Origin of the sequence: Paramagnetospirillum kuznetsovii, from assembly GCF_003284725.1 — a bacterium.
Lineage (GTDB): Bacteria > Pseudomonadota > Alphaproteobacteria > Rhodospirillales > Magnetospirillaceae > Phaeospirillum > Phaeospirillum kuznetsovii.
The window spans coordinates 119,634-145,111 of sequence record NZ_PGTO01000004.1; the positions used below are offsets into that span (position 1 = coordinate 119,634).

Annotated in this window: 22 protein-coding genes; 17 read left to right on the forward strand and 5 right to left on the reverse strand. The window is 63.8% G+C overall.

Annotated elements, in window-relative coordinates; all coding sequences use genetic code 11:
* Positions 1-75 precede the first annotated feature (75 nt).
* The 3 genes from parC (at position 76) to CU669_RS07255 (ending at position 5,264) form a co-directional block, all read left to right on the forward strand.
* Positions 76-2,301 (forward strand): DNA topoisomerase IV subunit A, encoded by a 2,226-nt coding sequence (gene parC / locus CU669_RS07245; RefSeq protein ID WP_112143190.1) that lies wholly within the window; start codon positions 76-78, stop codon positions 2,299-2,301.
* A 118-nt stretch (positions 2,302-2,419) separates the two neighbouring features.
* Positions 2,420-3,907: a sensor domain-containing diguanylate cyclase gene (locus tag CU669_RS07250; RefSeq protein WP_239988588.1), complete on the forward strand. Its 1,488-nt coding sequence runs from the start codon at positions 2,420-2,422 to the stop codon at positions 3,905-3,907.
* A 148-nt stretch (positions 3,908-4,055) separates the two neighbouring features.
* A complete protein-coding gene (locus CU669_RS07255; protein ID WP_112143192.1) occupies positions 4,056-5,264 on the forward strand; it encodes an ABC transporter substrate-binding protein in 1,209 nt (402 codons plus the stop codon).
* On the opposite strand, the gene CU669_RS07260 is transcribed toward CU669_RS07255, so the two are convergent.
* From CU669_RS07260 to motA, 4 genes are all read right to left on the reverse strand, one after another.
* The gene (locus tag CU669_RS07260; RefSeq protein ID WP_112143194.1) at positions 5,254-6,003 is read right to left on the reverse strand and encodes an arginyltransferase; all 750 of its coding nucleotides are present in this window, start codon (positions 6,001-6,003) and stop codon (positions 5,254-5,256) included. The genes CU669_RS07255 and CU669_RS07260 overlap by 11 nt on opposite strands.
* A gap of 67 nt (positions 6,004-6,070) precedes the next feature.
* Positions 6,071-6,586, reverse strand: a complete 516-nt coding sequence (locus CU669_RS07265; RefSeq protein WP_112143196.1) for an RDD family protein — start codon at positions 6,584-6,586, stop codon at positions 6,071-6,073.
* Positions 6,587-6,596: 10 nt separating this feature from the next.
* Positions 6,597-7,628: a flagellar motor protein MotB gene (locus CU669_RS07270; protein WP_112143198.1), complete on the reverse strand. Its 1,032-nt coding sequence runs from the start codon at positions 7,626-7,628 to the stop codon at positions 6,597-6,599.
* A gap of 13 nt (positions 7,629-7,641) precedes the next feature.
* Positions 7,642-8,502 (reverse strand): flagellar motor stator protein MotA, encoded by an 861-nt coding sequence (gene motA / locus CU669_RS07275; RefSeq protein ID WP_112143200.1) that lies wholly within the window; start codon positions 8,500-8,502, stop codon positions 7,642-7,644.
* 208 nt (positions 8,503-8,710) lie between these two features.
* Here motA and CU669_RS07280 point away from each other — a divergent pair, with 208 nt between their 5' ends.
* Complete coding sequence (locus CU669_RS07280; RefSeq protein WP_112143202.1) at positions 8,711-9,217, forward strand: flavin reductase family protein; 507 nt, start codon at positions 8,711-8,713, stop codon at positions 9,215-9,217.
* Between the two features lie 3 nt (positions 9,218-9,220).
* On the opposite strand, the gene CU669_RS07285 is transcribed toward CU669_RS07280, so the two are convergent.
* The gene (locus CU669_RS07285) at positions 9,221-11,632 is read right to left on the reverse strand and encodes a penicillin acylase family protein (protein WP_239988589.1); all 2,412 of its coding nucleotides are present in this window, start codon (positions 11,630-11,632) and stop codon (positions 9,221-9,223) included.
* A 142-nt stretch (positions 11,633-11,774) separates the two neighbouring features.
* Between CU669_RS07285 and mce the strand changes: the two genes are divergently transcribed.
* The 13 genes from mce to CU669_RS07350 all read left to right on the forward strand — a co-directional run bounded on the left by mce (position 11,775) and on the right by CU669_RS07350 (position 25,478).
* Positions 11,775-12,179: a methylmalonyl-CoA epimerase gene (gene mce, locus CU669_RS07290; RefSeq protein WP_112143204.1), complete on the forward strand. Its 405-nt coding sequence runs from the start codon at positions 11,775-11,777 to the stop codon at positions 12,177-12,179.
* A 127-nt stretch (positions 12,180-12,306) separates the two neighbouring features.
* The gene (locus tag CU669_RS07295; protein ID WP_112143642.1) at positions 12,307-12,861 is read left to right on the forward strand and encodes a DNA-3-methyladenine glycosylase I; all 555 of its coding nucleotides are present in this window, start codon (positions 12,307-12,309) and stop codon (positions 12,859-12,861) included.
* A gap of 278 nt (positions 12,862-13,139) precedes the next feature.
* Positions 13,140-14,003 carry a hypothetical protein gene (locus CU669_RS07300; RefSeq protein WP_112143206.1) on the forward strand — a complete coding sequence of 288 codons (864 nt, stop codon included), beginning with the start codon at positions 13,140-13,142 and terminating at the stop codon, positions 14,001-14,003.
* 76 nt (positions 14,004-14,079) lie between these two features.
* A complete protein-coding gene (gene proS / locus CU669_RS07305; protein ID WP_112143208.1) occupies positions 14,080-15,369 on the forward strand; it encodes a proline--tRNA ligase in 1,290 nt (429 codons plus the stop codon).
* Positions 15,370-15,569: 200 nt separating this feature from the next.
* The gene (locus CU669_RS07310; protein ID WP_112143210.1) at positions 15,570-16,814 is read left to right on the forward strand and encodes a lipoprotein-releasing ABC transporter permease subunit; all 1,245 of its coding nucleotides are present in this window, start codon (positions 15,570-15,572) and stop codon (positions 16,812-16,814) included.
* Positions 16,807-17,487 (forward strand): ABC transporter ATP-binding protein, encoded by a 681-nt coding sequence (locus tag CU669_RS07315; protein WP_112143212.1) that lies wholly within the window; start codon positions 16,807-16,809, stop codon positions 17,485-17,487. The genes CU669_RS07310 and CU669_RS07315 overlap by 8 nt, the downstream gene beginning before the upstream one ends.
* 1 nt (position 17,488) lies before the next feature.
* A complete protein-coding gene (locus CU669_RS07320) occupies positions 17,489-17,872 on the forward strand; it encodes an MAPEG family protein (protein WP_112143213.1) in 384 nt (127 codons plus the stop codon).
* Between the two features lie 55 nt (positions 17,873-17,927).
* On the forward strand, positions 17,928-18,500 hold the full coding sequence (locus tag CU669_RS07325; protein WP_112143215.1) for a transposase: 573 nt from the start codon (positions 17,928-17,930) through the stop codon (positions 18,498-18,500).
* Between the two features lie 45 nt (positions 18,501-18,545).
* The gene (dnaE, locus tag CU669_RS07330; protein ID WP_112143217.1) at positions 18,546-22,010 is read left to right on the forward strand and encodes a DNA polymerase III subunit alpha; all 3,465 of its coding nucleotides are present in this window, start codon (positions 18,546-18,548) and stop codon (positions 22,008-22,010) included.
* On the forward strand, positions 22,007-22,552 hold the full coding sequence (locus CU669_RS07335; protein WP_239988590.1) for an LEA type 2 family protein: 546 nt from the start codon (positions 22,007-22,009) through the stop codon (positions 22,550-22,552). The genes dnaE and CU669_RS07335 overlap by 4 nt, the downstream gene beginning before the upstream one ends.
* Positions 22,549-22,959: a pentapeptide repeat-containing protein gene (locus CU669_RS07340; protein ID WP_112143219.1), complete on the forward strand. Its 411-nt coding sequence runs from the start codon at positions 22,549-22,551 to the stop codon at positions 22,957-22,959. Before CU669_RS07335 ends, CU669_RS07340 begins: the two co-directional genes overlap by 4 nt.
* Before the next feature lie 10 nt (positions 22,960-22,969).
* A complete protein-coding gene (locus CU669_RS07345; RefSeq protein ID WP_112143221.1) occupies positions 22,970-24,664 on the forward strand; it encodes a glycoside hydrolase family 17 protein in 1,695 nt (564 codons plus the stop codon).
* Position 24,665: 1 nt separating this feature from the next.
* Positions 24,666-25,478: an FkbM family methyltransferase gene (locus CU669_RS07350; RefSeq protein ID WP_112143223.1), complete on the forward strand. Its 813-nt coding sequence runs from the start codon at positions 24,666-24,668 to the stop codon at positions 25,476-25,478.

Here is a 25,478-nt window from a genome sequence, read left to right on the forward strand (position 1 = left end):
TTTGCGAGGGTGACGAGGGAAATGGAGAAGACGTCCTTCATTGGCCCGCAACCATTCTGCTGAACCGGGACTCCCATGACCAAGCCTGCCGCGACCACCGGCGAAATCCGCGAGACCGCCTTCGCCGACGCGCTGGGCGAGCGTTATCTCGCCTATGCCATGTCCACCATCGTGTCGCGCTCGCTGCCTGATGTGCGTGACGGGCTGAAGCCGGTGCATCGCCGCCTGCTGTTCGCCATGCGCCAGTTGAAGCTGGACCCTGCCGGCGGCTTCAAGAAATGCGCCCGCGTGGTCGGCGACGTCATCGGTAAATACCATCCCCACGGCGATGTGGCGGTCTACGACACCCTGGTGCGTCTGGCCCAGGATTTCGCGGTGCGCTATCCCCTGGTGGAGGGCCAGGGCAATTTCGGCAATATCGACGGCGATAACGCGGCCGCCATGCGCTACACCGAGGCCAAGCTGACCGAGGTGGCCGCCGCCCTGATGGACGGTCTCGACGAGGATTGCGTCGATTTCCGCCCCACCTATGACGGCACCGAGGAAGAGCCGGTGGTGATGCCGTCGGCCTTTCCCAATCTTCTGGCCAATGGTTCGGCGGGTATCGCGGTGGGCATGGCGACCTCCATACCGCCCCATAACCTGGGCGAGATCTGCGACGCGCTGACCCATCTGATTCAGCAGCCCGAATGCTCCGTTGACGCGTTGATCGAGCGCATGCCCGGCCCCGATTTCCCCACCGGCGGCGTACTGGTGGAAACCAGGGAGGCCATCGCCGAGGCCTACCGCACCGGCAAGGGCGGCTTTCGCGTTCGCGCCAAATGGGCGGTGGAGAAGATGTCCCACGGCCTCTATCAGATCGTCATCACCGAGATTCCCTATCAGGTCCAGAAATCCAAGCTGGTGGAAAAGATCGCCGAGCTGCTGGGCGACAAGAAGCTGCCGCTGCTGGCCGATATCCGCGACGAATCCGCCGAGGACATCCGTCTGGTGCTGGAACCGCGCAACCGCACGGTGGAAGCCGAACTGGTGATGGAACAATTGTTCCGCCAGACCGATCTTGAGACGCGCTTCTCGCTCAACATGAACGTGCTGAACGCCCAGTCGGTGCCGGGCGTCATGAACCTGAAGCAAGTCCTGCGCTGCTTCCTCGATCACCGCATGGAGGTGCTGGAACGCCGCTCGCGCTTCCGCCTCGACAAGATCGACCGGCGCCTGGAAATCCTCGAAGGCTTCCTCAAGGTCTATGCCGACCTCGATCAGGTCATCAAGATCATCCGCTTCGCCGACGAGCCCAAGGCCGAGCTGATCCGCACGTTCACGCTGTCCGAGACCCAGGCCGAAGCCATCCTCAACATGCGGCTGCGGTCCTTGAACAAGCTGCAAGAGCTGGAGATCAAGACCGAGCACGCCTCGCTGTCGGGGGAAAAGGCCGATATCGAGGCCCTGCTGGCGGACGAGGGCCGTCGCTGGACCACCATCGCCGCCCAGGTGGTCGAGACCCAGAAGGCGTTCGGACAAGCAACCGTCCTCGGCAAGCGCCGCACCGAGCTGGGCGACGCGCCCTCGGCCGTGGTGGTGCCCATCGAAGCCTATGTGGAACGTGAAGCCATCACCATGGTGCTGTCGGACAAGGGCTGGGTCCGCGCGCTCAAGGGCCATGCCGAAAGCCCGGATTCGCTCAAATTCAAGGAAGGCGACCAGTTGCGCTTTACCTTGAAGACCTGGACCACCGACAAGATCCTGGTCTTCGCCACCGACGGGCGCTTCTACACCATCGGCGGCGACAAGCTGCCGTCGGGGCGCGGCCACGGCGAGCCGTTGCGGCTGATGATCGATCTCGGCAACGACGTGGACGTGGCGGCGGTGATGGTCCACAAGCCGGGTCGCAAGCTGCTGGTGGCCAGCAATGGCGGCCGCGGCTTCGTGGTCGATGAGAACGAGGTGCTGGCCCAGACCCGCGCCGGCAAGATGATCCTCAATGTGGGCGACGGCGAGAAAGCGGAATTCTGCATGCCCATGGAGGGCGATGCCGTCGCCGTCATGGGCGACAATCGCAAGCTGCTGGTGTTCATGGCGGACGAAATCCCCGACATGAGCCGGGGCAGGGGTGTCATGCTTCAGAAATACCGCGATGGCGGCACCGCCGACATCAAGGTCTTCACCCTGGCGGGCGGCCTGACCTGGAGCCTGGGCGAGCGCACGCGTACCGAGGCCGACCTGACCCCCTGGTTGGGCAAGCGCGCCTCCATCGGCCGCCTGCCGCCCACCGGATTCCCCAGGAACAACAAGTTCAGCTAAGGGGGGAGCATTCGGCCACGGGCTGCCCCCCTTGCCCCTATCGGCGTCAAATCATCACATACAGTTTCTTTCCTCCTAGAACATTAGCGGTCCATTGTATTGGGGATAGAGTTGGGGGGTGGATTTGCCTCTGAGGTGGCGGCTGCGTCGAACGGAGCTGGGGATATATGCGGCGGTGGGCCTTGCCTTCGCGGCCGTGGCCGGTTGGCTGGTCATGGACCTGATCGAGGGCCGCGAACGCATCATCGCCGAGAAGACGGTGCTGGCTGTCCAAAAAAGCCAGTTCATGAGCCAGTGGTTCGGAACCACCATTCTGACCGCCGATTATGTTCTGCGCGATCTCAGCGGCAGGATCGCGCCCGGCGACCTGATCTATCCCGATCCCGATCCGGCTCATCGGCAGCGTCTCCAGACCTTGCTCCAAGAGAAGCTGGCGACGCTGAACAGCGTGGCCGGTATTACAATCTACGACCGGAACTGCATTTTTTTAGCCTCTCATGATGGTTTGCGTCTGGGCTTTCGGAGCAATCAAAGGGTCTGTTCCGAGCCGGGGGCGCCGGTGGGGCGAGGGCGCAATATTCAGTACGTCCCCTCGGAAAAGTCCGCCTCGAAATCGCCGGTCATCCTCATTTCCCGCCATGTGGTCGCACCGGACGGCACGCTGCAGGGAGGCGTGCTGGCGGCGATCGAATTGGCCCGTGCCCAGGACTGGATCACGTCCTTCGCGGTCGAGACCAACGACGTCCTGGCCATCGTGGATGGCGACGGCACCTTGCTCGCCCGCAATCCGCCATTGCCCGAATCCATCGGCAAGCGCGCGCCGACAACGCCGGGACAGCCGAGCTTTGGCGCGACACGCTCGAGCGCATCCTTTGTCGCCGTCTCGCCGCTGGATGGGCGCGAACGTATTTTCGGCATGAGCAAGATCGAGGATATTCCGCTGCTGATCATCGTCGGCTTCGACAAACAAGGGGTGCTGCGGGAATGGCGGCGGCGGGCCTGGCAATTGTCGGGCGGCTTTCTGGCCCTTCTGGCTTTGACGGCGATGGTCTTGCGCGCTCATACCATCGCGCTCGGACAGCGCGAGCAGATGCGCAAGCTGGCCACCACGGATATGTTGACCGGTGTGGCCAACCGGCGCCAACTGGTCGAGGTCGGCATGCGGGAATTCGACCGCTCAAGGCGCTACCGCGCCCCTTTGTCGGCTTTGATGGTTGATATCGACCGTTTCAAGTCGATCAACGATACTTGGGGGCATCCCACCGGGGATCGCGCCATTCAGGCCTTGGCCAATGTGATGGTGGCCGCGGTTCGCGATCAGGACGAGGTCGGCCGTCTGGGGGGCGAGGAGTTCGCGGCCATTCTGCCCGAAACCGGCATGGACGGGGCCATCATCATCGCCGAGCGCCTGCGGCGCGCTGTCCAGGAGGATATCGATTTGGTGTCCGAGGATGGCCAGACGATCCGGTTCACCGTCAGTGTCGGTGTGGCGACGCTGAGCGATGACATCGCGTCCTTCGATGACCTGATGAGCCAAGCCGACAGAATGCTCTACAAAGCCAAGGATGGCGGCCGGAACCAAGTGGTGGCCGATGTGGATGCGTGATTGCTCGCGTTGCGACGTCTGAGCGTCCCTGGCTCGACCGGAAACAAACACTTATTCGTTTCCTCCCCTTCTCTTTGTCGCTACACTGAATCCAACGAGGGGTGGAACACCCCCGCCGCCATTCTCACAGGGACGGGAAACGTCAATCATGATCAGGACGCTCGGAGTCGTGGCGCTGACCGTATTTGCGGTCGCGACCGCCATGCCGGTTCAGGCGCAGCAAGTGGTGAAGCTCGGCATTCTCACCGATATGTCGGGCCCCTATTCGGACATGGGCGGGCCGGGCTCGGTGGCCGCCGCCCAGATGGCCATCGACGAATGTCTGGCCGCCGAATGCAAGGGCATGAAGATCGAACTGCTGTCGGCCGATCACCAGAATAAGGCCGATATCGGGGCGCAGAAGGCCCGCGAATGGGCCGATGTCAACAAGGTCAACGCCATTGCCGATCTGACCAATTCCGCCGTGGCGCTGGGCGTGCAGAAGCTGACCGCCGAGCATAACTTCGTCGCCATGTATTCCGGTCCCGCCACCACCAAGCTGACCAACGAGGAATGCTCGGCCACCGGTTTCCATTGGATGTTCGACACCTATGCCCTGGCGGCGGGTTCGGCCCAGGCCATCACCAAGATGGGCGGCAAGTCGTGGTATTTCGTCACCGTGGATTACGCCTTCGGCCATTCCCTGGAAGCCGACGCCATGGCCATGGTCAAGTCCCTGGGCGGCACCGTGGCGGGTTCCATCCGTCATCCGCTCAACGCGCCGGACATGTCCTCTTTCCTGCTGTCGGCGCAAAGCTCGCCTGCGGGTGTCATCGCCCTGGCCAACGGCGCCGCCGACACCATCAACGCCATCAAGACGGCCCGCGAATTCGGCATCGTCGCCTCGGGCAAGCGCGTGGTGCCGCTGCTGATCTTCCTGTCGGACATCCGCAGCCTGGGCCTCGACATCGCCCAGGGACTGACCTTCACCGAGGGCTTCTATTGGGACCAGGACGACGCGGCGCGGGCCATGTCGGCCAAGTTCCAGAAAGCCTTCCAGGACCGCAAGCCCACCATGGTTCAAGCAGGCGTCTATTCCAGCGTGCTGCATTACCTGCGCTCGGTGGCGGCGGCCAAGACCACCGAGTCCAAGGCGGTGGCGGCCAAGATGCGCGAGATGCCCATCAACGACGCGGTCATGCGCCATCCCCGCATCCGTCCCGACGGCCGCGTGGTGCACGACATGCTGCTGGTCAAGGTCAAGACTCCGGCGGAGTCCAAGGGCGGCTGGGACTTCTATTCCATCCAGGCCACCATCCCGGCGGAAGAGGCGTTCAAGCCCCTGGCCGGTTCGGCCTGTCCCCTGGTCAAGAATTAAGCGGAGCGGCCTCGGCGGCGGCATCGAGCAGATGCCAGCCGTCGGGGCCGAAGGCCTCCAGCGGCTTGAAGCGGGTCTTGTAGGACATCTTGCGGCTTTCGGCGATCCAATAGCCGAGATAGAGATGCGGCAGACCGTGGCGTCGCGCCTCTTCCGCCAGCCACAGCACCACATAGGTTCCCAGCGAGCGGGCGGCGAGATCGGGCTCGAAGAAGCTATAGACCGCCGACAGGCCGTCGGCGATGCGATCAGCCAGACAAACGGCGGTCAGCACGCCATCGCCATCCCGGAATTCCACCAGGAAGGTATCGACCGGGCTGTCTTCCACCATGGACCGGTAATCGTAAAATCCCATCAGCGCCATGTCGCCGCCGGAATGGCGGGATTCCTGGTAGCGGGCGAATAGACGGAATTGCTCGGCACTGGCCTTGGCGGGAATGATGGCGGCTGTCAGCCCTTGGTTGACGCGGCTGATCTTGCGCATGGTGCGGTCGGGAATGAAGTCGTTCACCATGACCCGTACCGGGATGCAGGCGTTGCAGCCCGGACAGGCGGGCGTATAGGCGATGGAGTGGCTGCGGCGGAATCCGGCCCGTGACAGCGCTTCGTGCAGGGCGTCGGCATCGCCGCCGTTCAACTCGGTGACGATCTTGCGCTCCAACCGGCCCGGCACATAGGGGCAGGGCAGGGGCGCCGTGGTAAAGAAGAAATGCGGCCGTTTAAGCGGAAAATGGTCCATCACGTCATCGTCAGGCCTAGGTTTACCCCTCTATATAGGACGGCCCGGCAGTCTCTTCTAGACCGGATCAGGTGCCGGGGCCGCCCCATTGGGCGGGGTCGTTGACCACGACGGTGGAGGCGACCACATCGTGGACCGTGCGGCGGCGGGGATTGAACAGCGCCACCACCAATATCAGCGTACAGGTGAGCGCGATGGAAAGATAGAAGGCGACGGTCTGGATCAGCGCCTGGATCAGGCTGGGCTTGCCATTGGTTGCCGCCGCGCCGGGCGCGATGGACATCACCCGGATGCCCGCGGCCCGCATGCCCAAGGTGGCCGATCGCTCGCCGCCGATGGTCAGGGTGTGATAGGCGATGGGAACGCAGCCCATCAGAACCATCATCAGCGGCCACAGCAGCCCGAAGGACAGCATGCCCAGGATCAGGCTGGCGATGAACATCATGCCGCACAGCAGGGCAACCACCACCACGTCCAGCAGATAGGCGTAGATGCGCCGGGGGGTGACGCCCAGATAGTAGCGCGGATTGTCCCAGGGATCGGCCCATTCGGGAAGATGGTCGATGATGACATCCTGGCGCATGGCGGCAGCCTTAAGGTTTGGCGCCCGGGGTCCGGCTCATGGGCACCGTCAGGCTTTGCGAGGTGGCGGGGCCGACATCGTTCTCGCGCAGCAAGATGATGCTGATGCGGCGATTGCGCAGGCCCTTGGGGTCGGCCTTGTCCAGCGGTTCCTGGTCGGCCCGGCCGACCACCCGGTCGATGCGGTTTTCCGGCACGCCCGAGGCGATAATGGCGCGGCGCGTCGCCAGGGCGCGGTCGGCGGACAATTCCCAGTTGGTGTAGCCCGACGGATCCTTGAACGGCACCGCGTCGGTATGGCCGGAAATGGCGATGCGGTTGTCGGGCAGCTGGCGCACCACGCGGGCCACCAGATCCAGCATGGCCTTGGTGTGGCCGAACGGGGCGGAAGACCCCGACGGGAACATGGCGAGGCCTTCCTGATCGGTGATCTGGATGCGCAGGCCCTCGGGCGTGTTGTCCACCAGCATGCTGCCCTGGAACTGCTTGAGCTCCGGGATGCCCTTCATGGCGTTGTCGAGGACTTCCTTGGCCTTGTCGAATTTCTGCTGCTCGCGCTGGGCCTGGGCTTCCTTGAACTCGGCCTCGCTCATGCCGGACTTGTCGTTGCCTTCCTTGCTCTTGCCGGTGCCCTGTTCCTTGCCGTCCGTGCCTTCCTTGGATTCGGATTCCTGTTCGGGCGCGAATTCCTTGGAGCCGGTCAGATCCTCGCCGCCGGGACCAACCGAGGTGGGGGGCAGATGTTGGACCAGGGTGGGAGAAGAGGTATTGGAGGTCTGGGCGCCTTCGCCGATCACCTTGCCGCCCAGCACGCCGCCCGCGCCGGACGCGCTTTTCGACGCCATGGTGGGAGCGAAATAATTGGAAACGCCGGTCAGCTGTTCCTCGGTGACGGCGTTCAGCAGCCACAGCAGCAGGAAGAAGGCCATCATGGCGGTCACGAAGTCGGCATAGGCCACCTTCCAGGCGCCGCCATGGTGCCCGCCGGCCATTTTCTTGACCCGCTTGATGATGATCTGGTTGCCGCCGCCTTCCGCCGCCATGAGCGTCTATCCCTTAATCGGGCGGCAGGTTGGTGACGGTCTCTTCCAATTCCTGGAAGGTCGGCCGCAGTTCGTCGGGCAGGATCTTGCGGGCGAATTCGATGGAGACCTGCGGCGCATAGCCCTGCATATGGCCCAGCAGCCCGGCCTTGATGGCCATGAAGTAGTAATGGTCCGAATCGAAGCACAGCTGCATGTTGCGCGAGAACGGTGCCACGAAAGCGTAGGAGATCAGCACGCCGGTGAAGGTTCCCACCAGCGCGGCGCCGATCAGGTGACCCAGCACTTCCGGCGGCTCGGTGATGGAGCCCATGGTGTGAATAACGCCCAGCACGGCGGCGACGATGCCCAGGGCGGGCATGGCGTCCGACATCAGCGCCACGGCGTGTGAAATCTCGTGGTAGTGCTTGTGATGGGCTTCCAACTCGCCGTCGATGATGGATTCCAGTTCGTGGGCATTGCTGGTGCCCAGCGTCAGCAGGCGCAGATAGTCGCAGAAGAAGGTCCGGGTATGGTGGTCGGAGGAGAATTTGGGGAACTTGCCGAACAGCGGGCTTTCGTCGGGCTTTTCCACATGGCTTTCCAGGGCAAGGTCGCCCTTGGTCTTGGCCAGCTTGAACACGGCGTAGAGCACCGACAGGAGCTCCATGTAGTCGTCCCGGCCATGATGGGCGCCCTTGAAGATCACGCCGAAATTCTTGACCACGCCCATGATGACGATCTTGGGATTGCCAAGCAGCAGCGAACCGACCGAAGCGCCGAGAATGATGATGAATTCAAAAGGCTGCCAAAGCACGCCCAAGTGACCGCCCGGCGCGGCGTAGCCGCCGATCACGCAAACGATGGTGACAACCATCCCAATAATCGCGAACATTCGGTTCCCCTGCTCCGCCGGCCCACATGGGACGGACAGACCATCTTCATGTACCGAAGAATGCTATAATTCCTGCCCGCTGTCGCGAGTCAACTGGCATGTGGTGACGAAAAATGTTTATAGCGACGATTTTCTCGAAGCGGCATTTGACGTTGCGGAGCCAACACCAGTAATCTCGGCTGGAATCAATGTCATATCGAGACGCCGCATGCCCCTAGATCCCCGTTCCTTTCGCAAGACCTTGGGGTGTTTCGCCTCGGGGGTGACGGTCGTCACCACGCTGGCGCCCGAAACCAGGGCTCCGGTGGGCGTGACGGTCAGCGCGTTTTCATCCTTGTCGCTGGATCCGCCGCTGGTGCTGTTCTGCCTGGGCAATGCCACGTCGTCGCTGGAGGCCTTCAAGGGATTCGGGCATTTCGTCATCAACATCCTGTCGGAAAGCCAGCGCGACCTGTCCATCCGCTTCGCCAGCCGGTCCGAGGACAAATGGCAGGGCGTGGCTTGGTCGGCATGGGAGAGCGGCGCGCCGGTCATCGCCAATTGCCTCGCCACTTTGGAATGCTCTCTGGTGCGGGAAGAAGACGGCGGCGATCACCGGATCTTCATCGGCCGGGTGGAGCGCATGAAGCATCAGGAGGGCGGCAGCCCGCTGGTCTATTTCCGCGGCAGCTATCTGGACTTGGCGCCGCATGGCGGCCTCAACGAGGTGATGTAGGCCTTAGCGGCCCCGTTCAAGCTTGAACACGGCGAAGGTCTTGTCCTGGGTCGGCCAGGGCAGGCGGTTGGCCTGCCAATCCTTCATCATGTCGGCGTAGTGGCGCGACAGCGGCAGTCCCGACTGCCCCGTGGCGATGACGAAGCGGCTGTTGGCGAGATTGCCGAGATCGAACACCGCCCGCAGACCGGCGCCGTGGTTTTGCGGGAATTCGGTGGCCTTGGCATCGGCGACATAGCTTCCGCGCGACACCGTGTAGTTGTCGCCGTCGGTGGCGATGGCCAGATTGGCCAGATTGGCCACCAGCGGCACCTTGCCCAGCACGGCGTTGTCGAATGTCGCCCGATGGGTCGCGCCCCAGGACCACTTGGCCATGTCGTTGCCCCAGCGCCCGGCAAGGTCGGCCAGGGCCTGCTCCAAGGCGCGCTCGATCATGTCCTCGCAGCTTTCCGGCTCCGGTGTCGAGACGTCGTCGCACCAATGCCGCCGCCGGGTGAGGGCTTCCAGCAGCATCTGCGCCCTCGGCGCGGCGATGGCCTCGAAGCGCTCCTTCAATTCATCGGCGAAGACGGCGCGGTTGAGATGCCCTAGCCAGGACGCGTAGATCAGCGGCTCGGCGCGGTCGCGGGCCATGCGGCCGTCCCAATCCGCCAGTTTCTGTGCGGCGTCGCGGGCCGTCTTCCCCTTGAACTCATGGCCGCTCAACAGATCCTTCAGCTCCAGCGCCTGCAGCGACACGATGTCGCCCTGGGTCTCGGACATGTCGGCGGGGGTCAGCTTGCGGCGCGGCTCCAGCAGGTCGCGGATGCGGCTTGCCCGATAGCCATCGTCCCAGGTCGCGGTGATCAGATAGGGGTATTTATCGCCGACCACCTTGTTGTTGGCGTTGATCAGCAGAGCGGATTTGGGATTGTAGGATTGCGGCAGCTTGGCGAAGGGCACCCAGCCGGTCCAGTCGCCCTCGTTGGTCCAGCCACGCGCCGGAACCATTCCGTTGCCCGATTTACGGATGGGAACCCGTCCGGCGGTGTAAAAGCCGATATTTCCGGCGGTGTCGGCATAGCCGATATTGAGCACCGGCGCCTGAAGATCCTTCACCGCATTGGTGAAGCCGGCCCAGTCCTTGGCCTGATTGAGCTTGCGCAGGGCCTGGATGCTGAAATCCTGCTCGCCCAGCAGGGTGGCGGACAAGGCCACCACCTCGCCAGGACCGGCGACGTCCTTGGCCACCAGATCCGAGATCACCGGCCCATGGCGGGTTTCGCGGACCGTAAGGGCGACATCGGCGGCGCCCTTGACCCGAATGACCTCGTCGCGGACCACGAAGGGGCGGGAGCCCTCGGGGGTCTTGTAGGCGGACTCGCCCGCCAGCTTCTCCACGAACAGATCCACGGTGTCGGCTTGGGTGGCGGTGAAGCCCCAGGCGATACGGGTGTTGTGGGCGATGACATGGAACGGCACGCCGGGAACGGTGGCGCCGCTCAGCGACAGATCGGGCGCGTCCAGTGCGGCCAGATACCACAAGATGGGGGCACGAAAGCCCAGATGCGGGTCGTTGGCCAGCAATGGCTTGCCACTCTCGGTCCGGTTGCCGCCCACCACCCAGATATTGGAGGCGGGCATGGTCCTGGCGGCCTCGGGCAGGCCGTCCAGCAGGGCCTTGCCGCCTTCGCTCGACAGGGTGACGGGGGCATCGGCGGGGGTGGCGGGGAACAGCTCCTGCACCCGCTTTGGGTCCAGGCTGCGGTTCAACTGGGCGCGCAGAATATCGTCGTGCCAGTTCCCCGCCAGTTGCAGCGCCATAAGCTTTTGCCAAACCATGGAATCGGCGGGGGTCCAGGGTTCGGGCCGAAAGCCCAGCAGGGTGTATTCAGGCGGCAGACGCAGCCGGTTCTCCTTCATCCAGGCATTGACGCCCGCCGCATAGGAAACCAAGGCGGCGCGGGTCGGCTCGTCCAACTGGGGAAAGGCGCGCTCGGCCAAGCGGTAAAGGCCCAAGCTTCGGGTGAAGCGGTCATTGCTCAGCCCGGCCTCGCCCACCACTTCGGCCAGACGACCGGCGCCGACCCGGCGCTGCATTTCCATCTGCCACATGCGGTCCTGGGCATGGACCCATCCCAGGGCGAAATAGGCGTCGGGCAGGGATTTCGCCGTGATGCGCGGAACGCCCAGGGAATCGCGGGCGATGGCGGCACTGGTATGAATGCCCGGCAGCGGCATGGTTCCTTCGATGCGCGGCAGCGAGCTCATCACCACCACCCAAAGCACCGATAGGGCGAGCAAGACCACCAAGGCAACGGATTGGCCCAGCATCAGCGCACGGCTGGGCGCATCGCCGATGGGCGGCACGCCGACAGGCAGGTCTGGAATGTGACGCGCTTTGCTCACGGTCTCGGTGGGATCGCCGTTGGACAAATTCTCGTCTCCGTGCGCGCCTGGCGCTGGTGAGCGAAAGTCCTAACCTAGAGCCGTAATGCCTGTAAAGCGCCCATCGGCTTTGGCTCGGCCCCTGCCTCATGATATAGGTGCCCTTAGACCATCACCCGTGAGGACAAGCATGATCGGAAAGCTGAACCACGTTGCCATCGCCGTGCCGGACCTGGACGCCGCCACCGCGCTGTATCGCGACACCCTGGGCGCCAAGGTTTCCGCGCCGGTGCCGCAGCCCGCCCATGGCGTCACCGTGGTGTTCGTCGAGCTGCCGAATACCAAGGTGGAACTGCTGCATCCCCTGGGGGAGAAGTCCACCATCGCCGGATTCCTGGAAAAGAATCCGTCGGGCGGCATTCATCACATCTGCTACGAGGTCGAAGACATCCTGGCCGCCCGCGACCAGTTGAAAGCCAAGGGCGCTCGTGTCCTGGGCGACGGCGAGCCCAGGATCGGCGCCCATGACAAGCCGGTGTTGTTCCTGCATCCCAAGGATTTCGTAGGCACCCTGGTCGAACTGGAACAGGCTTGAGTCCATTTTTCGTCATTCCCGCGAAAGCGGGAATCCACACTTCGGTGGTCGAGGCGAAGCGTTCGTCGAAGCGACGGGTGGCTGCCATGGCCCCCCGCTTTCGCGGGGGTGACGAGAGGAGATGGAAATGACCTGGTATTGTGATGTCGCGCCAGGCCATCCCGTGCACGGGCCATACCACGACGAGGAATACGGCTTTCCGCTCGTCGACGACCGGGCGCTGTTCGAACGCCTGAGCCTGGAAATCTTCCAGGCCGGGTTGTCGTGGCTGATCGTGCTGAAGAAGCGTCCCGCCCTGGTGGCGGCCTTCGACGGTTTCGATCCCGCCGTGGTCGCCGCCTATGGCGAGGCGGAGGTGGAGCGGCTGATGAACGATGCCGGCATCATCCGCAACCGCCGCAAGATCGCCGCCACCATCGAGAATGCCCGGCTGCTGCTGATGATCCAGGCCAGCCATGGTTCGCTGGCGGCCTGGATCGCGGCGCATCACCCGCTCGCCAAGCCCCAATGGATCAAGCTTTTCAAGCAGAGCTTCGTCTTCATGGGCGGCGAGGTGGTGGGGGAGTTCCTCATGAGTATCGGCTATCTGCCCAATGCCCACCGCGAGGATTGCCCGGCATTCGCTCGGATCAAGGCGCTGAACCCGCCGTGGATGGCGGTGGGGACGGCGTTCTACGGTTGAAAATGCAAATGGCAAGATCAGCGTCGTGATCTTGCCATCCCTGCGTCTCGAAGCTTGGCGCGCGGCGCCGAGCCTGATGGATTCCTCCCGAAACTCAAGCCGCTTGTTGCGACCGGTTATCGGATACGATGCCCGTTTCCCGAGCTTGGCGGCACAATACGCAATTGCCTTCCATTCGTCACCCCAAAAATAGCGCAATGGTTTCTTCGCAGCCGATTTTTATGAAATTCTTTATCGCGGGACGTTAAAATCAGCATGGTTGCGCTAAGGAGGTTGTCATGCCCATTCGGTACGGCGTCATCGCCCTGGGGGTTTGCGGACTGGCGGTTATTCCCGCCCAGGCGCAGCAGGCCCAGGCCACCGGCGGCCCCATGGTGATCACCATCACCAAGCTGGATTGCTCGCGCCTGATCCAGCACCAGCCCTCCGCCGATGTGGCTTACAAGCCGGGGGTGGACGTGCGCGGCAGGCCGGTGGCCTCGGCCGATACCGATCCCGGCCGGGCCGAGTTCGCCAAGAAGCTGATTCCCGATGTTCTGGAAATCCCCATCACCATCAACCCGCTGAGTTACGCCAAGCGCAATACCGCCAATCAGAACAAGGCGACGGCGGCGGCCAATGTGGCCAGCAACACCACCGCCATCGCCACCGCGAAGTCGGAGGGAACGGCGCTGAGTTCCCAGCTCTCCACCCTGAATACCCAGTTGAGCACGGTGAACACGAATTACAGCGCCGCGACCGCCGCCAATGTCGCCTCCACCGGCGGCTCGTCGCCCACCGCGGCGCAGACGACCGTGCGCACCATCCGGCAATCGGAAATCGATTCGACCTATACGCCGCAGATCAGCAGCATCAACAGCCAGATCACCACGGTCAATTCCTCCATCGCCACCAACACCGCGACCCAGACGTCGCTGGCAACCAAGGACACCACCCTGCGCCAGACCTATACCGACACCAACATGGCGACCGAGGGAACCCTGGCGGGCATTTCGGCCAAGGGGCTTGATTCCACCCAGATGAAGGTGGGAACGGTGAAATACGACATCGCCCGCAACGCCTTCACCTTCAATGACCAGCCCATGATCTCCGAGGATCAGCAGAAGCTGGCCGCCGCTTGCGCCAAGCAAGGGGTGAAGTAGCCCCCAATTCATTGCCAAGCGGCCTCGCATTGCCTATTGTCCCCGGCGATCCCCCTTTGCCGTTTCGAGGACTCTCATGCGCCGTTCCGCGTTTTTCCTGCCGACCCTGAAGGAGACACCTTCCGAAGCCCAGATCGCGTCGCATCGCCTGATGCTGCGGGCGGGCATGGTGCGCCAGTCGGCGGCCGGCATCTATTCCTGGCTGCCGCTGGGCTTCAAGGTGCTGCGCAAGATCGAGCAAATCGTGCGGGAAGAGCAGGACGCGGCGGGCGCCCAGGAACTGCTGATGCCCACCATCCAGTCGGCCGATATCTGGCGCGAATCCGAGCGCTACGACGCCTATGGCAAGGAGATGCTGCGCTTCAAGGATCGCCATGACCGCGAGATGCTCTACGGCCCCACCAACGAGGAGCTGATCACCCAGCTTTTCCGCGACAATGTCCGCAGCTATCGCGACCTGCCCAAGATCCTCTATCACATCCAGTGGAAGTTCCGCGACGAGGTGCGTCCCCGTTTCGGCGTCATGCGCGGTCGCGAATTCCTCATGAAGGATTCCTATTCCTTCGACATGGATTTCGAAGGTGCCAAAAGGTCTTACGAGGCGATGTTCACCGCCTATCTGAAGACTTTCAAGCGCATGGGCCTGACCGCCATTCCCATGCAGGCGGATTCCGGCGCCATCGGCGGCAACCTCACTCATGAGTTCCACGTGTTGGCAGAGACGGGCGAGAGCGGCGTCTTCTACGACATCGCCTATGACGATCTGGCCGCCAAGGGCGAGATCGATCTGGCGGCGCTTAACGACCTCTATGCCGCCACCGACGAGAAGCATGTTCCCGGCGGCCCCAACGTGCCGCCGCCCGAGCGGCTGCGCGAAGCCCGCGGCATCGAGGTCGGCCACATCTTCTATTTCGGCACCAAGTATTCCAAGGCCATGAACGCCATGGTCCAGGGCAAGGACGGCGAGCCGGTCTTCGCCGAGATGGGCTCCTACGGCATCGGCGTGTCGCGCCTTGTTGGCGCCATCATCGAGGCCTATCACGACGATCGCGGCATCAAGTGGCCGGAAAGCGTGGCGCCGTTCAAGGTGGGCCTGATCAATCTGAAGGCGGGCGACGCGCTCTGCGACAAGACCTGCGACGACATCTACGCCAAGCTGGGCGCCGCCGGGGTCGAGGTGCTCTACGACGACCGCGACGACCGCGCCGGGGTCAAGTTCGCCGATATGGACCTGATCGGCCTGCCGTGGCAGTTGATCGCCGGACCCAAGGGCCTGGCCCAGGGTGTGGTGGAGCTGAAGAACCGCGCCACCGACGAAAAGGTGGAACTGTCGGTGGACTCGGCGCTGGCAAGGCTGGTGGGGTAATTTCTATTCGTCATCACCGGGCTTGTCCCGGTGATCCACGCGGGCGCGCTCGAACGTCCTTGGAAACATTACGCTCGACGGATGGGCGTGGATGCCCGGAACAAGTCCGGGCATGACGATAGTTAGGTTACCGATCGGTTCTTATCCGTGTGCATCTGTGTTTATCTGTGGCCTCAATTTTAGTCTGCGTGAGTGTGGCTATGATCTTCGACGCGTTCGAGCGGATGGTGGCGTTCCGGTATCTGCGGGCGCGGCGCAAGGAAGGCTTCATCTCGGTAATTGCCGGATTCTCCCTGGCGGGAATTGGGCTCGGCGTCGCGACCCTGATCGTGGTCATGGCGGTGATGAACGGCTTTCGCCATGAACTGCTGGGCCGTATCCTCGGCATCAACGGCCATATCGGCGTCTATGGCCAGTCCGGCCCCATGACCGACTTCGACCCGCTGGCCCAGGCCATGCGCGGCCTGCCCGGGGTGACGCGGGTGATTCCCACGGTGGAAGGCCAGGTCTTCGCCACCTCGGGCGGCGGCGGTACCGGCGCCATCGTGCGCGGCGTGCGCCCCGAGGACATGTTCACCCGGCCGGTGTTCCAGAAGAACTTTCGCGGCAAGGTCGACGAGTTCGGCGGCGAGGATGCCGTGGTGATCGGCTATCGGCTGGCGGAAAAGCTGGGGGTTCGCATCGGCGACACCGTCTCGCTGATCTCGCCCAAGGGCAATGCCACCGCCTTCGGCACCGTGCCGCGCATGCGCGGTTATCGGGTGGTGGGCACCTTCAATGTGGGCATGTTCGAATACGATTCCGGCTTCGTCTTCATGCCCATGGAGGCGGCCCAGACCTATTTCCGCCTGCCCGGCGCGGTGACCCAGATCGAGGTCTTCGTCGAGAACCCCGACATGGTCCCCGACACCCGCAAATCCATCAACGAGCTGACCGGCGGCAATGCCCGCATCTACGACTGGCAGCAGGCCAACGCCAACTTCTTCAACGCCATCCAGGTGGAACGCAACGTCATGTTCCTGATCCTGACCCTGATCATCCTGGTGGCGGCCTTCAACATCATCTCCAGCCTGATCATGCTGGTGAAGGACAAGGGGCGCGACATCGCCATCCTGCGCACCATGGGGGCGAGCCGGGGGATGATCATGCGCATCTTCTTCCTGTCGGGCGCCTCGGTGGGGGTGGTGGGCACCTTGGCCGGAACCGTGCTCGGCGTGTGGTTCGCCACCCATATCGAGGCGATCCGCCAGTTCATCCAGTCCATCATCGGCCGCGAGCTGTTCGCCGCCGAGATCTACTTCCTGACCCAGCTTCCGGCCAGGGTGGAGACCGGCGAGGTGGTCACGGTGGTGCTGATGGCGCTGGGCCTGTCGCTGGCCGCCACCATCTATCCCTCGTGGCGCGCCGCCAATCTGGACCCGGTGGAGGCCCTTCGCTATGAGTAACGACGGTCTCCGGCTGGAACAGGTCCGCCGCAGCTTCAAGCAGGGCAAGGACAGCCTGGACGTGCTGCGCGGCGCCGATCTTGACATCCGGGGCGGCGAGATCGTCGCGCTGGTCGGCCCCTCGGGGGCGGGCAAGTCCACGTTGCTGCACATCGCCGGATTGCTGGAAAAGCCCGATTCGGGCGAGGTCCGCCTTGCCGGGCAGGCGGCGGGCAATCTGTCCGAAGGGCAACGCACCCGCCTGCGCCGCCTCCATCTCGGCTTCGTCTACCAGTATCACCACCTGCTGCCGGAATTCTCGGCGGCGGAGAACGTCATCCTGCCGCAGATGATCGCGGGCGCCTCCAAGTCCAAGGCCAAGGCCCGCGCCATGGATCTGTTGGGCCGCATGAAGCTGACCGAGCGGGCCGAGCACCGCCCCGGCCAATTGTCGGGCGGGGAACAGCAGCGCGTCGCCATCTGCCGCGCCCTGGCCAACGCGCCCCGCGTCCTGCTGGCCGACGAGCCCACCGGCAATCTGGACCCCCATACCGCCGAGGGGGTGTTCGACGAGCTGATCAAGCTGGTGCGGGGCTCCGGCGTCGCCGCCCTGATCGCCACCCACAACCCCGATCTGGCGCGCCGCATGGATCGCATCATCCGTCTCGAGGATGGTCTGCTGGTGGAGGGCTGAGATGGCTCCGAAAATCGTCGCTTCTTACGCGCTGGTCCTGGCCGTCATGTTCGTTGTTCTGACCGTCCGGGTCGTCAAGCAACGCTACCGCGCCAAGATGTCCCTGGGCGACGGCGGCGACGAGACCTTGCAGCGGGCCATCCGCGTCCACGGCAATTTCGCCGAATTCGTGCCGTTCTGCGTGGTGCTGATCGCCCTGGCGGAAATGAACGGCTCGCCGTCCTGGTCCATTCACGTGCTGGGCAGCGTGCTGATTCTGGCCCGCCTGTCCCACGCCTACGGCATCACCCAGGGCATGGCGGGGATGACCTTCCGCAAATACGGTATGATCGGCACCTTCATCGTCCTGCTCGGCGCGGCGCTGCATGCGGTGATCGGGGGCTGAAGGTGGAGCGTAGGATTTAGGAGCGCGGGCGCCCTCGCCCGCAGGCGGGAGAGGCATGAAAGACCATAAGGGATGGCACTCTCGGGGGTACCTTCCTCATCTGGATGCGCCGGGTGTCATTCAAGCCGTGACCTTCCGGCTTTCCGATTCGCTCCCAATAGAGGTGGTCGAGCGATTGGATCACGAGGCGGAGGTGGCGAAACGTCGTCATTCTCTTGATGTGGCCCTCGACGCCGGGCATGGCGATTGTCTTCTGGCTTTTGCCCAGCCTGCCGACATCGTTGAGCGGTGCTTGTTGGAACGCGATGGGCCGGATTATCGCCTCATTGCCTGGGTGATAATGCCCAATCACGTCCATGTGGTGGCGAAACCACTGATCCCATTGCCTGATATCCTGCAAGCCTGGAAATCCGTCACGGCGCGACGGATAAATGCTTGGCGGGGCTGCGGTGGGCGACTGTGGCAACCCGATTACTTCGATCGCTTCCTGCGAGATGATGCCCATTTGGCGGCGGTCATTGCTTATGTGGAGGAAAACCCGGTCAAGGCGGGGTTGTGCGAAAGGCCCGAGGATTGGCGATGGGGCTCGGCGGTCCGGAGGGCGGGCGAGGGCGCCCGCGCTCCATGACAATTTTGATCGGACGCCCGCGCTCCGATGGGGTAATCTCTCCCCATGCCCAGCCATGCCGACTTCGTCCATCTGCGCGTCCACACCGCCTATTCCTTGTCGGAAGGGGCGATCAAGCTCAAGCAGCTGATCAAGCTGTGCGAGAAGGCGGTCATGCCCGCCGTCGCCATCACTGATACCGGCAATCTGTTCGGCGCCCTGGAATTCTCGGTGTCGTGCGCGGATGCGGGGATTCAGCCCATCGTCGGGGTCCAGCTTGCCATCCGGCGCGAGGACGGGCCGGTGTCCAAGGACGGCCGCAAGCCCGATCCCGACGCGGTGGCGCTGCTGTGCCAGGACGAGGCCGGTTATCTCAACCTGCTGAAGCTGGTGTCCAAGGCCTTCCTCGAAACCGACGCGGGCGAGACGCCGCAGGTGACCCTGCATGACCTGGAAACCCGCTCCGACGGGCTGATCGCGCTGACCGGCGGCCCGGCCGGTCCGGTGGGGCGCCTGCTGGCCGACGGTCAGGCCGACAAGGCTGAGGTCGTGCTGGTCCGCCTTGCCCGCGCCTTCGCCGGGCGGTGCTATGTGGAACTGATGCGCCACAAGCTGGAGGTTGAGGACCGCATCGAACCCGCTTTGGTGGATCTGGCCTACAAGCACGATCTGCCGCTGGTCGCGACGAACGAGGCCTTCTTCGCCGACCGGGGCATGTACGAGGCCCACGACGCCCTGATCTGCATCGCCGACGGCGCCTATGTCTCCCAGGACGAGCGCCGCCGCCTGACGCCGGAGCATTATTTCAAGTCGCCCGCCGAGATGCGCGAACTGTTCGCCGATCTGCCCGAGGCCTGCGACAACACGCTGGTGATCGCCAAGCGCTGCGCCTATATGGCGCTCAAGCGCAAGCCCATCCTGCCGCCCTTCCGCATGGACGGCCTGACCGAGGCCGAGGTGCTGCGCAAGACCACCCTGGAGGGGTTGGAAAAGCGGCTGTGGAAGCATGTCTTCCAGCCCGGCATGACCGATGACGAGCGCGAGCACGCCGCCAAGCCCTATCGCGAGCGGGTGGATTTCGAGCTTAACGTCATCGAGCAGATGGGCTTTCCCGGCTATTTCCTGATCGTGTCCGACTTCATCCAGTGGTCCAAGGCCCACGATATCCCGGTGGGGCCGGGGCGCGGTTCCGGCGCCGGTTCGGCGGTGGCCTGGGCGCTGACCATCACCGATCTCGACCCGTTGCGCTGGGGGCTGCTGTTCGAGCGGTTCCTCAATCCCGAACGCGTCTCCATGCCCGACTTCGACATCGACTTCTGCCAGGACCGCCGGGAAGAGACCATCCGCTACGTCCAGGACCGCTACGGCTATGGCCAGGTGGCCCAGATCATCACCTTCGGAAAGCTTCAGGCCCGCGCCGTGCTGCGCGACGTGGGGCGCGTGTTGCAGATGCCCTATGGTCAGGTGGACCGGCTGTGCAAGATGGTGCCCAACAATCCCGCCAATCCCATGACCCTGGAACAGGCGCTGGACTCCGAGCCGCTGCTGAAGGAGATGAAGGAGCGCGACGAGGCGGTCGGCCATCTGCTCGACCTCGCCATGAAGCTGGAAGGTCTGTACCGCCACGCGTCCACCCATGCCGCCGGCGTGGTGATCGGCGACCGGCCGCTGGACGAGCTGGTGCCGCTGTATCGCGATCCCCGGTCCGACATGCCGGTCACCCAGTTCAACATGAAATGGGTGGAACCCGCCGGTCTGGTGAAGTTCGACTTCCTGGGCCTGAAGACGCTGACGGTGATGGAAACCGCCGTCAAGCACGTCAAGAAGACCAAGGGTATAAGCATCGACCTTTCGGCCATCCCCTTGGATGATCAGAAATCCTACGATCTGTTGGCCCGGGGCGATGCGGCCGGGGTGTTCCAGCTGGAAAGTTCCGGCATGCGCGACGTGTTGCGCAAGATGGGGCCAAACCGGCTGGAAGACCTGATCGCCGTGGTGGCGCTGTACCGTCCCGGTCCCATGGACCAGATTCCGCGCTACATCGCCTGCAAGCACGGCAAGGAAGAGCCGGACTACATGCATCCGCTGCTGGAGCCCATCCTGAAGGAGACCTTCGGGATCATGGTCTATCAGGAGCAGGTGATGCAGATCGCCCAGGTGCTGTCGGGCTACTCGCTCGGCGGCGCCGATCTGCTGCGCCGCGCCATGGGCAAGAAGATCAGGGAGGAGATGGAGGCCCAGCGCAAGACGTTTGTCGAAGGCGCTGTCGCGCGGGGCGTCGACGGCGCGCAAGCGTCGATGATCTTCGACAAGGTGGCCAAGTTCGCCGAATACGGCTTCAACAAGTCGCACGCCGCCGCCTATGCCCTGATCGCCTATCAGACCGCCTGGCTGAAGGCCAATCACCCGGCCGAGTTCATGGCGGCGACCATGACCTATGAAATGGCCAATACGGACAAGCTCAACGGCTTCCGCCAGGAGCTTGACCGCCTCGGCATCAAGCTGTTGCCGCCCGATATCAACACCTCGCAGCCGACCTTCTCGGTGGAGATCTTGCCCGACGGCACCCAGGCGGTCCGCTATGCCCTGGCCGCCCTGAAGAATGTGGGCGAGGCGGCCATGACGTCACTGACCGAGGAGCGCGAGCGCGGCGGCAGGTTCAAGGATCTGGGCGATTTCGCCGCCCGCATGGATTCCCGCGTGCTCAACCGCCGCCAGTTGGAGAACATGGTCAAGGCCGGGGTGTTCGATACCCTGGACAAGAATCGCGGACGCCTGTTCAAGAACGCCGACACCCTGACCCGCTACGCCGCCCAGGCCGCCGAGGACCGCGCCTCCAACCAGATGAGTCTGTTGGGCGGTTCCAATGCCCCGACGCTCAAGCTGGAAAACGGCCCCGACTGGTCACCGCACGAGAAGCTCAACCAGGAATTCGAGGCGGTGGGGTTCTATCTGTCGGCCCATCCGCTGGATGCCTATGCCAAGAGCATGAAGCGTCTGAACGTCTTCAAGATCGCCGAATTGCCGCGCCATCTGCAAAGCGGCGGCAAGGGAAGGGTGCGCCTCGCCGGTTCGCTGCTGTCCAAGCAGGAACGGGTCTCGGCCAAGGGCTCGCGCTATGCCTTCCTGCAATTCTCCGACGCCAGCGGCATGTTCGAGGTGACCTGCTTCTCCGAGACCCTGGCGGCGTCGCGTGAGGTCTTGGAGGCGGGCGGGCCGCTGCTGATCGAGGTGGATGCCAAGCTGGAAGAGGACCAGTTGCGCATGACCTGCCAGCGCATCGCCTCGCTGGATCAGGAATCCGCCAAGGCCGCGGCGGGCATCCGCATCGTCATCGATAACGAGGCTCCCATCCGCGAGCTTCAGGCCCTGATCAACGGCGAGGGCAGGGGCCGCAACCTGATCCGCATCGTCGCCCGTGCCGCCGGGCGCGAGGTGGAACTGGGCCTTAAGGGGAGCATCGCGATCACGCCGAAATTCATGAGCGCGCTGCGCTCCATTTCCGGCATCGCCGAAGTGGAGGAGATATGATGGCAGGTTACGGATATGCGGGCGGGACGCCCGCGCTCCAGATAAAATGGGAGCGCGGGCGTCCCGGCCGCTGGCTGGCCACGCTGCTGATCATGTTCCTCGCCGCCTGCGCGCCGACGGAATTCACCGAGCCGCCGGAAGTCATCCTGGTCGACCTGCGGCCCATGGATGTGTCGCTGTTCGAACAGCGTCTGGCGGTGGGGTTGCGCATTCGTAACCTCAACGACACGCCCATGGAGATCAATGGCCTGCGTTTCGCGCTGGGCCTCAACGGCAAGCCCTTCGCCAAGGGGACAAGCGACCATTCCCTCACGGTGCCCCGCCTGTCCGACGCCGAGACCGAAGGCGTCGCCAGCGTGGCGACTGCGGATATCCTGCGCCAGATCATGGGAGCGCCGGACGCCAAGGGACTCACCTACCGGGTCAGCGGCGTGCTGTTCCTGTCGGGCGCGACCCGGCGCAGCATCGCCTTCGACAGCCAGGGCGATTTCGATCTTCTTTCCACCTCATCCGCCGGAAAGCTCAGGGGGCTAGGTCAATGATCTCCATCCAGAAGCTCGAACAGATCCTGACCGCCCATGCCAAATGGCTGAAGGGCGATAAGGACGGCGTGCGCGCCAAGTTCGACCACGCCGACCTGTCGGGGGCCGACCTCAAGGGGCGCGATCTGCGCTCCATCAGCTTTCGCGAGGCGGATCTGCGCAATGCCGATCTGCGCGAAGCCAATCTCAAGGACTGCAATCTGAGTGATGCCGATCTGCGCGGCGCCAATCTGGATCAGGCCTTGCTGGCCGAGGCCGACATGTCCCATGCCGATCTGCGTGGCGCTTTTCTCGAAGGCGCCCATCTGGACAGCGCCGATATCTGGCGCAGCAATCTCTATGGTGCCGTGATCAGCCCGGCCAAGCTTCACCGCGTGCTGGGCTGCGTCGACCCCCAAAAAAGCTGACGGATCTTTCATGAGCAAGATTTTTGCGTATGTCGTCGTCGCCGTGATGGCGGCGGTCAATGTGGCGGGCTGGTGGTGGTTCAATCGCCCCATCCCGGTGGAGCTGTCCTTCAACGAGCCGTTTCCGTCGGTGTCCTTCGCGCCGTTCCGTCGCGGCCAAGGCCCCATCACCAAGGTATTTCCGCCCCCCGAGCAGATCGTCGAGGATTTGCGGAGCCTGGTCGGCGTCACCAAGGGGGTGCGCACCTATACCAGCCTGGAAGGCATGGATATCGTGCCCAAGGCGGCGGGGGAACTGGGGCTCGAGGTCACCCATTCGGCTTGGCTGGGGCAAAAGCGCGCCAACAACGACATGGAGATCGCGGCGCTCATCAAATCCGCCAACCAATATCCCGACACCATCAAGCGGGTGATCGTCGGCAACGAGGTACTGCTGCGCCAGGACTTGCCGGTAGACGAGCTGATCGGCCATATCCGCGAGGTCAAGGCCAAGGTCAAGCAGCCGGTCACCTATGCCGATGTCTGGGCCTTTTGGCTGAAGAACCCCCAACTGGCCAAGGAAGTGGACTTCATCACCATCCACATCCTGCCCTATTGGGAAGACGAGCCCATCGGCGTTGAACACGCCGAGCGCCATATCCTGATGATCACCCGCATGGTGGCCCAGGCCTTTCCCGGCAAGCCCATCCTGATCGGCGAGGCCGGTTGGCCGACGCGAGGGCGCTCGCGCGGGCCGGCGGTGGCCAATATGGAGAATGCGGCGATCTTCGTGCGCACCCTGGCCCGCGTCTCCAAGGAGAACGGCTTCGACTACAATGTGGTGGAAGCCTTCGACCAGCCGTGGAAGGCCAAGCTGGAAGGCACCGTCGGCGCCAAATGGGGGGTGGTGGACGAGGACCGCCACGTCAAATTCGCCATGTCGGGGCCGGTTGAGCCCAGTCCATTGTGGCCCATGCATGCCATGGTCTCCACCGTGCTGGGCGTGGTGGCGGGGCTGTGGTTCCTGCGCCGTCCCGAGCGTTACGACGCGAAGGCCGGTCTGGCGGTGGCGGTCATCGCCCAGTTGATGGGCGCGCTGGTGATCTGGCAGGTGATCAACGCCCAGGCCCTGGCCTATGACGCGTTGGAGGATTATTGGGCCTATGCCCGTGTCACCGCCCATGGCGCCCTGGCGGTGCTGCTGGTCAAGGCGGCGGGCCAAGGCTTCGCCCGCGACGGAGTGCCCCTGGCCAGCAAGACGGGGGAATGGCTGGTGGCGCTATACGGCTTTTGCGCCATCTCCATCTCGTTGCTGCTGTTGCTGAACGGTCGCTACCGCGACATACCACCCATGGAATTCCTGGCCCCTTGCGTCGGCGTGACCGTCTATGCCCTGGCGCGCATGGCGGTGCTGGGGCTGGACTGGAAGCAGGCCTTCGCCATCTCGAAGCTGTTCGGCGGCTGCTTTCCCGGCGGTGTCTGCCCGACCGGGAAAATCCTGGCCGGTCTCATCGTCTCGGTGGTGATCTCACCGCTGTCGGAAGTGGTGGCCTTGGCGCGCGGCGAGGATTTCGTCGCCTCCCATCCCAAACTGTCCGACCAACTGCCCATGCTGACCGGCGCTTTGTGGGAAAACCGGGAGATGTGCGTCTGGACCGTCATGGTGGCGGTGATGGGGCTGCCCTTCCTGGCCGAGTGGCTGCTGTCGCGGCGGGGAGAGAGCTAGGATGGGCAAATTCCAGGCGGTCTTGCCCGACTGGCTGGGCTCCTGCGTCAGCCGCCATGGCCCCATGGTGTTTCCGCTCAAGGACGCCTATGTGGGCCGTTCGCTGGCGGAATACCACGAATATTCCGAGGGCGAGGTCGACCTGTTTCGCCAATTGCTGCGGCCCGGCGACACGGTGGTGGAGGCGGGCGCCAATATGGGAGCGCTGACCGTTCCCATCGCCCGGCTGGTGGGCAATTCGGGGCGTGTGCTGGCCTTGGAGCCGCAACGCTCCATCCATGGATTGCTGACCACCAATCTGACTCTCAACGGCTTGTCCCAGGTCTGGGTCGAGCGCGTTGCCCTGGGGGACAGGGCGGGCGAGATCAAGGTACCCCTGGTGCCGCTGGATGCTGCCGCCAATTTCGGCGGAATAGCGTTGGGGGGCGAGACGGGGGAAAGCTGCAGCCTTCGCACGCTCGATTCCTTCCAACTGAAATCCCTGCGGTTGCTGAAGGCCGATGTGGAAGGCGCCGAATGCGAGGTCATCGCGGGCGCCGTCGACACGATCTCGCGGCTGCGGCCGGTCCTCTATGTGGAAAACGACCGGCCCGATCGCTCGGCGGCCCTGATCAAATGCATCCTGGACCTGGACTATCGCCTGTGGTGGCACATGGTGCCGCTGTTCAATCCAGGCAATTTTCGCGGCAACGCGACGGATGTGTTCCCCGGTATCGGCTCGCTCAACATGCTGTGCCTGCCCAGGGACTGGACCATGACGGCGCCGGAAGCCATGGAAATCCTGACTCCCGACACGCCGCATCCCTTCGCTTGA